This window comes from Arthrobacter sp. GCM10027362 (assembly GCF_042679445.1).
Lineage (GTDB): Bacteria > Actinomycetota > Actinomycetes > Actinomycetales > Micrococcaceae > Crystallibacter.
Window position 1 is genome coordinate 15514 of the sequence record NZ_JBHTML010000034.1, and the last position, 12036, is coordinate 27549.

Here is a 12036-nt window from a genome sequence, read left to right on the forward strand (position 1 = left end):
AAGGTTCCCGCAACATCATCCGGCCGGCCGCGCGGCCAGCCGGAGCAGCCAGTTGCGCAGTTCGCGGGTGGAGCGGCAGTCATACTCGTTGTAGTCGCTGATGCCGGCGAGGATCCGGGCTGCCTCGTCCAAACGGCCCGCGTCCCGCGCCTGGCAGTACCGGGCATAGGCAACCACGGAGGCGCCGGCGTCGGTCACGTCCCCGGTCCGCAGGCTCGTGCCCATGTACAGCGGCTCGAGCTTCTTGATGCTGTAGGAGCTCTCCGAGATCAGCAGGCTGCGCCGGACCGTGTCGTAGAGGTCCACCAGGATCCCCCCGTCCAGCAGCGCGTCCACGGCCTCCTCGCCGATGCCGTGCTGCCGGGACAGCCGCCGCAGGGCGGCCTGCTCGTAATTTGCATAGTGGTAGATGCGCAGGTGCGGGAAGCGCCTGCGGCGTTCGGCCACATAGTCCAGGAAGCCGGCGAGGGCGCGGGCTTCCTCTTCGCGGCTGTGGGCCCAGAATGCCCTGAACGGCGGATGGCCGTGCGGGTGGGACGGGTTCTCGACCACGCCGCACAGGTATTCCAGCCCCCATCCTCCGGCCCCGTCCTGCCAGAGCGGATCCGACTCGAAGTCGAGGAAAATATCCCCGGGATCGGGCTGCGGAAGCTCGGCCAGCGTGTTGGACGGCAGGACCCGGTAACCGGCGGTGCGGAGTCCACCGTGCCGGTCCGTGAAGCTGGCCGTACCGTCAGGGCGCTGCAGGCCGGTCTGCATCCGGGCCTGGTCCCGCAGCCCGGCCAGCGCGCTGTCCGCGGCCCCGCCGGCGGGCAGTTCCATGGCGGCCAGTTCGTCAATCGTGCTGATCCCGGCCGCGATCAGCTTCCGCCGGCGGGAGGCATTCATTTTGGCTACCAGCAGCAGGTCCCGGTGCTCGCGGACCTGTTCGGCACAGTAGTCGCAGCGGCCGCAGGCGGTGTACCGGCTGTCTCCCCAGCGCACCGGCCGGTCCTGGGCGCGGTGTTCCGCGGTGATCTGCAGGAACCGGTTCCGGCGGTCCCGAAGCTCCGGCAGCAGCTCCGCCAGGCCGTGCCCGCTGCGCACGCCGTCGCCCAGGACCAGTGAGACCGTCGGCGAGGTCGGGATGCCCGCCTGGAGCAGCTGCTGCGCATAGGCCGCCAGCTGGAGCAGGGCGGTGGCCTTGGCGTGGCGGGCCAGCTTGCTGTCGTAGACCGCGTACCGCCCGCCGCCGTCGTCCTCCTTCACGAGGAAGTCCGAGCGGCCATGGAAGGAACCGTCGAAGAAACACGCCTGGAAGACTACGTCGGCGCCGGACCGAAGCGCGGCCAGGGACTCTTCCCGCTTGGCCGCCAGCACCTCGCGCGTGTACTCCGCTGCCGGTTGGATTTCGACGACGCCGGCGCCGAAGCGGTCCCGGAAACCTTGCAGGACCCGTTGCTCGTGCGCGTCCCCGAGCGCCGCGGCCCGGGCCTGCAGCTCGTCGACGGGGAACTGCGCCACGGGGCAGCGGCCGAGCTTTTCGTCCAGCTTCCGCAGCATCTGGTATTCGCAGCCGGCGGCGATGACCAGGTCGCTGGCCGTGTAGACCAGGTCCGGTTCCGCGCCGGCGGTCTCGGAGTCCACGAGGAACACTGTGCCTCCTCCACTCTGCTTCCTGAAGAGCGTCCGGTGCCCGACATGATCAGTCCTACCACCCGCTGCCGACGGTTTTGCAGACCCGCCCGTTACGCAGCTTTGCGTCCTGTTACGCGGAACGGACACATTGCCCGTTTTGGCCGGAACCGGCCCACGCACTGCACCCGATCCCGTTATACTCGCAACCAGCTTCAAGAACTGTGGCCGCCAAGCTCCGACTTGGTCACATACCAACCCCGCGCTCGTTGGGTGGTTCGGATGAAGAAGCGGCCCGCATTCGCCTTTGGAGGTAACCGGTGCGGGCAAGAGCTCGCGAAAGGACGCGGCATCCGCCGCCCGCTCATGAATACATTTCCGTCCCCCGGCCCCTCCGCTGGTCCGGCTGCTGCCGGACGCACCCGCGGGCAATACCTTGCGGTCAGCATCGAGGATTATGAGGCGCTGGCCTCCACGCGGCAAGCCTTCGTGGATTTCCTGCTGGCACCGGCCTCCGGCTCTGCCGCGCTGCAGCCCCGTCCGGGCGGAACCGGCGGATGAGCCCGCAGGCCGGACTGCTGCTCGATACCGCCGTCGTCGCCGAGTTGCGCCGCCCGAACCCGCACCCGGCCGTCGTTGAGTTCCTCCGCCAGCGCCGGCACCTGCGGGTCTACTTGTCCGCCCTGACGTTCGGCGAGCTGTACCGGCTGGGCCGCCAGGACCTGCAGTTCCGGGAGGTTGAAGGCTGGCTGGACGAGCTCAGGGAGCGCTTTGCCGCCAACATCCTTCCGGTCGACACCGCCGTGGCCGCGCTCTGGGGCCCGGTGGACGGGCGTGCCGGGGTGTCGGCCGTGGAGGCCCTGATTGCCGCCACCGCGCTGCACAAGCACCTCACCGTCGTCTCGCGGAATGCGGAGAACTACCGGCAGCTGGCCGTGCCGGCGGTCGACCCCTGGAAAACGGGGCAGGATGTGGAGGCAGGGGCCGGGACCTAGGATTTCCTTATGTTCCGGTATACCCTGCGTCAGGTCGAATACTTTGTGGCCGTGGCCGACCATGGCTCGCTCAGCGCGGCCGCGGATGTCTGCCGTGTCTCCCAGGCCGGTATCTCCCTGGCCGTCACGGAGCTGGAAAAGGCCGTGGGCACCCAGCTGGTGGTCCGGCACAAGGCCAAGGGGGCCACGCTGACCAGTGCCGGCCACCGGTTCCTCCCCGACGCCCGCGCCCTGCTGCACCAGGCCGAGGAGCTGCAGGCGACCATCGTCGAGCGCCAGGACGAACTGGCCGGGCCGCTGGCCATCGGCTGCTACACCACGCTTTCGGCCTTCTGGGTCCCGGCCATGACCGCAGGCTTTGCGGCGCCGAACCCAAAGCTGGAGCTGGCCATTACCGAAGGGGACCCGGAGGAGTTGCAGAAGCAGCTGCTTGACGGCCGGCTGGATGCGGTGCTGACCCATACCCGGCACGTGGTCGGCGGGCTGCGGATGCGGGTGGTCAAGGAGGGCCGGCCGTATATCCTGCTCGGCGCCGGGCACCGGCTGGCGGGGCGGGACAAGATCGCGCTGCGCGAGCTGGCCGGGGAGGACATGGTGCTGCTGGATATTCCGTCCGTACGGGACAACCAGCTGCCGAACCTGCGCGCCTCGGGGCTGGACCCGAAGATCGCCTGGCGTTCCACCAGCTTCGAGGCGGTCCGCGGCATGGTGGCCCGCGGGCTGGGCTATACCGTGCTGATCCAGCGTCCGCCGCTGGACCTGAGCTACGAGGGGCTGCCGCTGGTCTGTGCCGAGATCGACGGCGAGATCGGCCACAGCGACATCTGCTTCGCCTATCCGGGGGGCCAGCGGCTGACCATGCGGCTGCAGGCCCTGATGGATTTCTGCGCCGCGGAGGCCGGGCGCACCGGGTAGCAGGGAACAGACGACGGCGGCCGTTGCCTTCCGTAGGGAAGGCACCGGCCGCCGTCGTCTGTTGAGTGGGGCGCGGGGGACCGTTAAGAGAGCGGCCAGGGGTCCCGCGCGCGGAGCGTGCGGGGCAGGCCGTGAACGGGCGAAGCCGACGCTGCGGGAGCGCCCCAATCCCTACGTCATCTCGCCGCTGAGGTCCCGGTCCTTGCCTTCCTTCGTGGCCAGCACGCAGGCGGCACAGACCAGGAAGGCCACGGCCCAGGCCAGGGCCACCAGCCACAGTTCCCCGCCGGCGGCCAGGACCAGGCCGCTGGCGATCATGGGGGTGAAGCCGGCGCCCAGCGTGGAGGCGCTCTGGTAGGTCAGCGAGGCGCCGGTGTAGCGCATCCGGGTGGGGAACAGCTCGGCCACGAAGGCGCCGAACGGGCCGAAAATGACGCCCTGGATGATGCCGTTGGCCAGGAACAGGCCGATGGCGAAGCCCCACAGCGTGTCGGTCTGCAACAGCCAGATGATCGGGTAGGCCAGCACGGCCCCGGCGATCATGCCCCAGAGCATCACCGGCTTGCGGCCGTACCTGTCACTCAGCCGGGCGGCAAACCAGATGGCCACAATGGTCAGGGTGGCACCGACCGCCTTGACGTTGAGCACCCCGGTGCGGTCCACGCCCGCGCCGACCGCGTAGGAGACGGCCCATACGGTCATCAGGCCCTGCACGGTGTAGGAGCTCATGCCGGCGATGGTGCCGAGCACCAGGTTTTTCGGGTACTTGGTGAAGACCTCCACCACCGGGATCTTCTTCTTTTCCGCCTTGTTCTCGAGTTCAAGGAAGAGCGGGGTTTCGGACACCTGCAGCCGGATGACCAGACCGATGCCGATCAGGGCCAGGCTCAGCAGGAACGGGATGCGCCAGCCCCAGCTGAGGAACGCGTCGTCGGGCAGGGTCGAGAAGGCCGAGACCACCAGGGTGGCCAGCACGGCGCCGGCCGGGCCGCCCATGTTGGCGAAGCTGGCGGCGAAGCCGCGGCGCTTGGCCGGTGCGTGCTCCAGGGCCACGAGCATGGCGCCGCCCCATTCGCCGCCAACGGCCAAGCCTTGGACGATGCGCAGCACCACCAGCAGGATGGGGGCGGCCAGGCCGATCTGTGCCGTCGTCGGCAGCAGGCCGATGGCGGTGGTGGCCACGCCCATCATCACCATGGACACGATGAGCACGCCCTTGCGGCCGATCCGGTCACCGAAGTGGCCGAAAATGGCGCCGCCGAGCGGGCGGGCCACATAGCCCACGGCCAGGGTGCCGAAGGAGGCGAACAGGCCCACCGCCGGCGGCACGTTGGAGAAGAACACGTGGTTGAACACGATGCTGGCGGCCGTCGCATAGAGGATGAAGTCGTAGAACTCGATGGCGCTGCCAATGAAGCTCGACGCCAGGATGCGCCGCATCTGCTTCGTGTTCAGGCTGTTGCCTGCCGGCTGCCGGGTCTGCTGGTGGTTCATGGTGCTGGTCATCGTGCCGAAACCATTTCTTCCAGAGTAGGGGCAGGTGCCGCGGCGGGCACGCTGCCGAAGGGAATGACGTCCAGGTCCTGGGGGATCAGGAAGCGGCCGCCGAACGCGTCCGCGGCGGCCTGCCAGACATGTTCGGGGGTGGTGCCGGGGACCAGGTGGTGCAGGGCCAGCGCCCCGGCCCCGGCCTGGGTGGCCAGTTCCACTGCCTCGAACGGGCTGGTGTGCGACTTGCGGTGGTGGTCGATGGACGCCCGGGCGGTTTCATCCGCGTCCTCACCGCCGTAGGTGCGCTGTACCCAGTCGAAGTCGATGGCTTCGTGCAGCAGCAGGTCGGTGCCGCGGGCGAGCCGGACCAGGTTGGCGCACGGGGCGGTGTCCCCGGAAATGGTTACCGAGCCGGCGGCCGTGTCGAAGCGGAACGCGAAGGCCGGGGCCATCGGCGGGTGCTTGACCAGGATGGCGCTGACGGTGACCAGTTCGTCGCGGTAGATCTCGAACGGCTCCATGCCCTCCGGGGTCGGATTGGCATTGGGATGGTAGCCGCTGGCCGCCGGGATCACGATATCCTCGGCGTCGAAGTAGTCGAAGGGGGAGGGGCGCAGCGCGTCCAGGACCCGGTCGTTCAGGTCCGTGGCGTAGGCGGCCATCAGGTGCCTGAACATGGCTGCGGTTCCGGGTGTCGGCTGCTTGGGGAAGACCGGTGCCGGCGGCACGACGGCGCGCGGAGACACCGGGGGCAGCTCGCCGCGGTCGCCGGGGCCGATGATCTTGATCCGGTGCTGGTTTTCCTTGAACGTGAACATGCCGAAGATGGCCAGGCTGCCCAGGTCGATGGTGTGGTCCGAGTGCAGGTGCGTGATGAAGATGCCGCGCAGCGAGCTGATCGGCAGGCCGGCCAGCATCAGCTGGCGGCCCACGCCGTGGCCGGCGTCCACCAGGTAGGTGCGGTCGCCGGCGACGACGGCGGTAGCGATGCCGGCGCGCTGGCCGGCGCTGGCGCCGGTCCACCACCGGGGACCGCCCGCGGTGCCGAGGGTCACCACACGGGGGTGCAGGTCGCTGGAATGGGCAGGATTCATATGGGAAAGCTCCTTGTGTTGCCGCTCACTTCCCATCCATCATCGGGGCGGACAATTCCGCTGTAAAACTGGTAAAACTGCAGATCTACATAGGCTTTGCTTATATCGTCCCCGCCGCCCAGGTATTCGCCGGGGAATACGAGGGCCGCGGGGAGACGGCGGCCCCCATAATGGACGGATGCCTTCCTCTGCCTTCGTGCTCCCGGACCTGTCCGCCCCCTGCCCCTGCGGTAGCGGCGGGAGCTACGGCGCCTGCTGCGCCCCGTTCCACCGCGGCGAAGCGGATCCGGCGACCGCCGTGGCCCTGATGCGCTCGCGCTACACGGCCTTCTGCTTCGGGGATGCGGATTACCTGCTGCGGACCTGGTCCGGGCAGACACGGCCCGCATCCGTCGAGCTCGACCCCGCCCGGCATTGGACGGGGCTGGAGATCCTGCGCACCGTCCGCGGCGGCGAAGCGGACATGCTGGGCACGGTCCAGTTCCGCGCCTGCTACCGGCTGCGGGGCGTGGAGCAGGAGCAGCGGGAGGTCAGCACCTTTGTACGCGAGGACGGCCGGTGGGTCTACCGGGACGCGCTGCGGTAGGGCGCCCGGCGCCGGACGGGCAGGAGGTCAGACCTCCAGCAGGCCGCGGACGTCCTCGGCCGTGAGCGCCGCGGAGAACGGGGTGCCCTCGTCCAGCACCGAGGAGAACAGCTTGGTCTTGCCCTCTTTCAGGGCCATGACCTTTTCCTCGATCGTGCCCCGGGACACCAGCCGGTACACCATCACCTTGCGCGTCTGTCCGATCCGGTGCATGCGGTCCACGGCCTGGGCCTCGGTGGCCGGGTTCCACCACGGATCCAGCAGGAAGCAGTAGTCCGCCTCGGTCAGGTTCAGCCCGAAGCCGCCGGCCTTGAGGCTGATCAGGAACAACGGTGCGGCGCCGTCCTTGAAGGATCCGATGGCCTCGGCCCGGTTCCGGGTGGTGCCGTCCAGGTAGGCATACGGGATCCCGGCGGCGTCGAGCCGGGCCGCGGCGCGCTTGAGGAAACTGGTGAACTGGCTGAAGACCAGGGCGCGGTGGCCCTCGGCCAGCACGTCCTGCAGCTGCTCGAACAGCACGTCCAGCTTCGCCGAGGCCACGCCGTCGTACTTGTCGTCCACCAGGGCGGCGTCGAGCGAGAGCAGGCGCAGCAGGGTCAGGGACTGGAAAATGGTGAACCGGTTGCGGTCCATGTCCTCGACCAGGCGCAGGATCTTCTGGCGTTCGCGCTGCAGGTGGGTGTCGTAGAGCCTCCGGTGCCGCGGCTCCAACTCCACCTCGAGGATCTGCTCCTGCTTTTCCGGCAGCTCCGGGGCCACCGCCTCCTTGGTCCGGCGCATCATCAGCGGCCGGATCCGGCGCCGCAGCCGGGCCAGCTGCTCGGTGCTGCCGCTGCGCTCGATCGGACGCTGGTACTGGTCCGCGAATCTCTGCGCCGAGGGGAACAGCCCGGGCGCCACGATGGCGAGGATGGACCACAGCTCCATCAGGTTGTTCTCCAGCGGGGTACCGGTGATGGCCAGCTTGAACGGGACCGGCAGCGTCCGCGCCGCCTGGTGGGCCTTGGTGGCCTTGTTCTTGACGAACTGCGCCTCGTCCAGGATGAGCCCGGCCCAGTCCTGCTTCCGGTAGGCCGCGGCGTCCAGCCGGAAGACGGTGTAGGAGGTGACGACGATGTCGGCGCCGGCCGCGGACTCCGCCAGCAGGCGGCCGGCGCGCGCCCCGGTGTCCGTCACGGCTGCCACCTTCAGCCCGGGGGCGAACCGGTGCGCCTCGGAGACCCAGTTGGGTACCACGGAAGTGGGCGCGACGACGAGGAACGGGGCACCGTCCCGGCCGGTGGCCCCGGCCTGCCTGGCATGGCAGATCAGCGCCAGCGTCTGCAGCGTCTTGCCCAGCCCCATGTCGTCCGCCAGAATGCCGCCGAGCCGGTGCCGCCACAGGAACGCGAGCCAGTTGAAGCCCTCCTGCTGGTACGGCCGAAGCCGCGCCTGCAGCCCGGCCGGCACCGGAGCCGGTTCTGCCGAGTCCAGCCGCAGCAGGCCCGAGACGGACTCGCGCCAGCCCGGTGCCTGGTCCGTGTCCGCGGCGAGGTCCGCCAGCTCGGCCCAAAGGCCGGCCTGGTAGCGGCTGAGCCGCAGCGGTCCGGTGTCCCGTTCCTGCAGCTGCTGCGCCTCGTCCACCAGCCGGCGAAGGCGGTCGAACACCGGCTGTTCCAGGGAGAGGTAGGTCTTGTCCACCAGCAGCAGCTTCTTCTGCCCCCGGGACAGGGCCTTGAAGATATTGCCGAAGGGGATTTCCCGGCCGGCCACCTTGACCATCAGGCCCAGGTCGAACCAGTCCGGCTGCTCGGATTCAACCGTGCTGACGATCAGCTCGGGCGCCTCGGTCAGCTCCTTGTACTCCGGGCGCCCGCCGGTTATGTCCACCCGGACCCCGTCCAGCGCCTCGAGCAGCGGCAGCACGTTGCGGGTGAAGTCCAGCGTCTCGAGGTCCTGCAGTGCGGCCGCCGGCCGGGACGGATCCGGGGCCAGGCGGCCGATCCCCGGGACGGCACCGGCCGCGGCCAGTGCCGATGCTTCGGCCGCGCCGTCCCGCCGGCCCCGGTGCCCGGATTCGGCCTGCAGCGGCATCCGGACCGCCCGGCCGCCCGCTGCGTATTCGAACTCCCAGTGCAGCTGAAGCGTGTTGTCAGTTCCGTAGGCGGCCGTGAGCACGAGCACCGGCGGAAGGATTTCGGGCAGCTGCACGGAGCCGTCGCTGCAGGCCACCGGGACGGCCCGGTGCAGCACGGGAAAGTAGCGTTCGAAGAAGTGCTCCGCGTCCGGGGCCGGAACCTCCAGCCCGGTGCCCGCCAGCAGCAGGCGCCGGCCGACGTCGTTCAACCGCTCCGCGGCCGGCGCCAGCGTGATCAGCCGGCCATCCGCGGCGCAGCTGTAGAGGCCGTGGGAACCGATGGCGCCGGCCGACTCCGCCGGATACCGCTCGCCGTCGATGGTCAGCACCGGCTGCAGGCGGAAGCCGGCGCCGCCGTCATTGCCGCTGGCCTCCAGCGTCAGCGCGGCGGAACCTCCGACCACCACCGTGGTGTCCGCCTTCACGCCGACCAGTTCGATCCCGAGCCGCCGGGCCTCGTCGAAGAGCTGCCACAACAGCGGGCTGCTGAATTCCTCCAGGTACAGCCAGTCATTGTCCTCGCCGAAGTACAGCTGGCCGCTGGCCCGGTGCAGCGGGACGAACTGGGCGAACCAGCGGTGCTGCTCGGGGTCCAGGTCCAGTCCGTAGGTCTTGTAGCTAATGGTGTTCCAGCGCAGCTGGTTCTTTACCCAGCGGCCCCTGGCGTTGAGCAGGACCGGGCGCACACCGAGCCGGGGCCGGTACAGCTGCTCGCGGCGCAGCTGTGCCGGGGACTGCCAGGGCCTGGCCGGGCCGGGCGGCCGGAGCCCCGCGGACTGCTCACGCAGCTCGAACTGCAGTCCCAGCGGCGTCTTCTGCCGGGCGGCGGGCCGGCCGGCGCCGGACCGGTCCGCAGCCGGACCGAAATCCGGGGAACCGAGCAGCTGGTCAAGGGACTGCTGCCAGGCCGGGCCGGCATCCGTGCCCGCGTCCGGAGCAGCTTCGGCCGGGGCCCGGAGTTCCTCCGCGCCGCGCAGCCTCAGGCCGTTGGCATAAAGCAGCGTGGCCGCCACATGCTTGCAGTGCGAACCCACCGGGCAGCTGCACGAGCTTTCCGCCAGCAGGTAGCCGTCCCTGGCGGCCGGCTGGAGCCGGATCCGGCACCGGTAGGGCACCGCGGCGGTTCCGTTGACCCGGCTGTGCAGCACGCCGGCGCCCGGATCCCAGTCCAGGTCGAGGACGAAGGAGGCCCGCGCATACCCCTGTCCCCGGGCGAACGCGCCGCCGCCCACCTGGCGGATGATCTCGCCGGAATCGACCATGGGGAGGGATTGCTCGGGCATGCCCCCTATCTTTTCACGCTGCACCGACAAATCCGCCGGGAAGGTGCCGGGGAAGAAGAGCCCTTACCAATCGGCCCCGGCGGGAATACCGTGGAAGTAACGCGGCAACATCACGCAGGAGGGAGAAGGACATGGCTGCCGGCCCCAACCGCCCGCAGGAAAACCAGGAAAACCCCGCGCCCCGGGACAACCGGCGCGAGCAGGGCATGGGTCCGCTGCCGCTGCATGGTTCCGGTTCGGCAGCCTCGATGCCGAACCTCGCCGCGGCGCAGATTCCGGGACCGGGTGCCGGGCACGTCGTCGCCGGGGAAACCGGGGCGGTCCCGGATGACGCGGCGGACCCGTTCGAGAAGCAAGGCCACGAGCACGCCCACCACGAATCCGGCGAGCGGCCCCCCTGGTACCGGCGCCTCTTTCGGCGGCACTGACCGGACAGATGAAAAGGAGACGATCATGAGCACCGAAGGCCAGCGCAACACCGGGGGCAATCCCGACGAACCGACCGGCAGCACCGTTCCCGATGCCCCCGACGGGGTAGCAGCCGGCGCCACGAACGAGCCCAACACCTTCGAGCCGGAAGAAGCCGCCCCCGCGGCCGGCCGGGACGGCGGGCAGGGAACTGAGGTGCGCGCCCCGGAGGCTGCGGGACCGGCGGAGGAACAGGACAGGGAGGAGCCGGACGACCGCGGGCTGACCACCGATATCACCCCGAGCGACTGACAGGCGCCTTTCCCGCCTGCCGGGCGTTCGTCAGCTGTCCCAGGTCACCGGCAGGCTGGTGAGCCCGCGGAAGACCCACCCGTCCCAGGCCTCGGGCCGGCGTTCGTCGGTGCGCAGGCCGGGGAACCTGTCGTAGAGCAGCGGGACGGCGAACTGGCCGATCGAGGTCTTCGCGGCCCAGTGCCCGGCGCACAGGTGCACGCCGGACCCGAAGGCCAGGTGGGCCTGCTTGGGCCGGGCAATATCGAAGGCCGCCGCGTTCGCGAAGACCGCCTCGTCCCGGTTCGCGGACCCGACGACGACGCCAACCGGCGCACCCGCCGGCAGTTCGACGCCGCCCAGGACCACCGGGCGGGTGGTTTCGCGCGGGTACATGCCGATCGGGGAGAGCCAGCGCACGGTTTCGTCGAAGACCGCCGGCCACAGCGTCCGGTCCGCCAGCACCCGGGCCCGCTGCTCCGGGTGCCGGTCCAGCGCCCAGACGATGTTGGTGACCATGTGCTGGGGCTCGTTCATGCCGCCGGAGATGGTCAGCTTCACGTTGGCTGCCACGTTGTCGTCGGGCAGGCCGCTGTTGGCCAGCGCGGAGGTGATGGAGCCGTCCGGGTGCTGCCGGTAGTAGGGGACGAGTCCGGCCAGCAGGGCGTCCAGTTCCTCCCGGGCGGCATCGCAGCGGGCCCAGATCTCCGGATCGTCGAGCAGGTTCCCGGTGCCGGCGATGAAGGCGTGGGACCAGCGGCGCATGTCCTCCACTGCCACATCCTTGAGCCCGAGCAGGTCGATCAGGTTCTGCGCGGCCACCGGGGCGGCGTAGTCCCGGTTCAGGTCCGCCGCGTCCGGGCCCTGTCCGGCCAGCACCTCCAGGTACGTGCGGGCATTGTGCTCGAACACCGGCGCCCAGGCTTCCTTGATGTTCTTCGGCCGCAGCGTCGGGTTCACCGCCGCGCGGTCCGCGGCATGCTCCGGGTCGTCCTTGCGCAGCATCGGCCGGGCCCCGAGCGCCCGGCTCATCGTGGCGCCGCCGACATTGGCCGAGAAAAGCTCCTGGTCCTGCTCCACCGCGTGGCACTCGGCGTAGCCGGTGACCAGGTACCTGTTCAGTGCCGGCACCCAGGCCACCGGCGTCTGCGCCCGCAGCCGCGCGTAGGCCGGGTAGGGATCGGCCGCCAGGTCCGCCGGCTCGAGCCAGCCGGCGACGGGCGCACCGCCTGCGGGAGCGACG

General features: G+C 70.1%; 10 protein-coding genes and 1 riboswitch. Of the genes, 5 read left to right on the forward strand and 5 right to left on the reverse strand.

Going from position 1 to position 12036, the window contains the following annotated elements; translation table 11 throughout:
* Nucleotides 1-15: 15 nt before the first annotated feature.
* Entirely contained in the window at nucleotides 16-1635 is a 1620-nt protein-coding gene (locus tag ACFQ36_RS07665; protein WP_377012239.1) for a TM0106 family RecB-like putative nuclease, read from the reverse strand.
* A gap of 192 nt (nucleotides 1636-1827) precedes the next feature.
* Nucleotides 1828-1953, forward strand: a riboswitch (SAM riboswitch).
* Between the two features lie 218 nt (nucleotides 1954-2171).
* Here ACFQ36_RS07665 and ACFQ36_RS07670 point away from each other — a divergent pair.
* Entirely contained in the window at nucleotides 2172-2609 is a 438-nt protein-coding gene (locus ACFQ36_RS07670) for a type II toxin-antitoxin system VapC family toxin (protein ID WP_377012241.1), read from the forward strand.
* A 9-nt stretch (nucleotides 2610-2618) separates the two neighbouring features.
* Nucleotides 2619-3524, forward strand: coding sequence for a LysR substrate-binding domain-containing protein (locus tag ACFQ36_RS07675; protein WP_377012243.1), 906 nt, complete (start codon nucleotides 2619-2621; stop codon nucleotides 3522-3524).
* A 171-nt stretch (nucleotides 3525-3695) separates the two neighbouring features.
* On the opposite strand, the gene ACFQ36_RS07680 is transcribed toward ACFQ36_RS07675, so the two are convergent.
* The gene (locus ACFQ36_RS07680) at nucleotides 3696-5030 is read right to left on the reverse strand and encodes an MFS transporter (protein ID WP_377012245.1); all 1335 of its coding nucleotides are present in this window, start codon (nucleotides 5028-5030) and stop codon (nucleotides 3696-3698) included.
* On the reverse strand, nucleotides 5027-6109 hold the full coding sequence (locus ACFQ36_RS07685; RefSeq protein WP_377012247.1) for an MBL fold metallo-hydrolase: 1083 nt from the start codon (nucleotides 6107-6109) through the stop codon (nucleotides 5027-5029). The genes ACFQ36_RS07680 and ACFQ36_RS07685 overlap by 4 nt, the downstream gene beginning before the upstream one ends.
* Nucleotides 6110-6287: 178 nt before the next feature.
* Between ACFQ36_RS07685 and ACFQ36_RS07690 the strand changes: the two genes are divergently transcribed.
* Entirely contained in the window at nucleotides 6288-6695 is a 408-nt protein-coding gene (locus ACFQ36_RS07690) for a YchJ family protein (protein ID WP_377012249.1), read from the forward strand.
* 27 nt (nucleotides 6696-6722) lie between these two features.
* On the opposite strand, the gene ACFQ36_RS07695 is transcribed toward ACFQ36_RS07690, so the two are convergent.
* A complete protein-coding gene (locus tag ACFQ36_RS07695) occupies nucleotides 6723-10094 on the reverse strand; it encodes an SNF2-related protein (RefSeq protein ID WP_377012251.1) in 3372 nt (1123 codons plus the stop codon).
* A 131-nt stretch (nucleotides 10095-10225) separates the two neighbouring features.
* Here ACFQ36_RS07695 and ACFQ36_RS07700 point away from each other — a divergent pair, with 131 nt between their 5' ends.
* The gene (locus ACFQ36_RS07700; protein ID WP_377012253.1) at nucleotides 10226-10522 is read left to right on the forward strand and encodes a hypothetical protein; all 297 of its coding nucleotides are present in this window, start codon (nucleotides 10226-10228) and stop codon (nucleotides 10520-10522) included.
* Nucleotides 10523-10547: 25 nt separating this feature from the next.
* On the forward strand, nucleotides 10548-10814 hold the full coding sequence (locus ACFQ36_RS07705) for a hypothetical protein (RefSeq protein ID WP_377012254.1): 267 nt from the start codon (nucleotides 10548-10550) through the stop codon (nucleotides 10812-10814).
* A gap of 30 nt (nucleotides 10815-10844) precedes the next feature.
* Here the strand turns inward: ACFQ36_RS07705 and ACFQ36_RS07710 are convergent.
* On the reverse strand, nucleotides 10845-12036 hold a 1192-nt coding region (locus ACFQ36_RS07710), incomplete at its 5' end, for a cytochrome P450 (protein WP_377012256.1).

Bases quoted from the DNA above. Each gene is read 5' to 3' on its own strand.
- ACFQ36_RS07700 (WP_377012253.1), top strand. From the start codon at position 10,226: ATGGCTGCCGGCCCCAACCGCCCGCAGGAAAACCAGGAAAACCCCGCG.
- ACFQ36_RS07695 (WP_377012251.1), bottom strand. From the start codon at position 10,094: ATGCCCGAGCAATCCCTCCCCATGGTCGATTCCGGCGAGATCATCCGC.
- ACFQ36_RS07685 (WP_377012247.1), bottom strand. From the start codon at position 6,109: ATGAATCCTGCCCATTCCAGCGACCTGCACCCCCGTGTGGTGACCCTC.
- ACFQ36_RS07675 (WP_377012243.1), top strand. From the start codon at position 2,619: ATGTTCCGGTATACCCTGCGTCAGGTCGAATACTTTGTGGCCGTGGCC.
- ACFQ36_RS07680 (WP_377012245.1), bottom strand. From the start codon at position 5,030: ATGACCAGCACCATGAACCACCAGCAGACCCGGCAGCCGGCAGGCAAC.
- ACFQ36_RS07670 (WP_377012241.1), top strand. From the start codon at position 2,172: ATGAGCCCGCAGGCCGGACTGCTGCTCGATACCGCCGTCGTCGCCGAG.
- ACFQ36_RS07705 (WP_377012254.1), top strand. From the start codon at position 10,548: ATGAGCACCGAAGGCCAGCGCAACACCGGGGGCAATCCCGACGAACCG.
- ACFQ36_RS07690 (WP_377012249.1), top strand. From the start codon at position 6,288: ATGCCTTCCTCTGCCTTCGTGCTCCCGGACCTGTCCGCCCCCTGCCCC.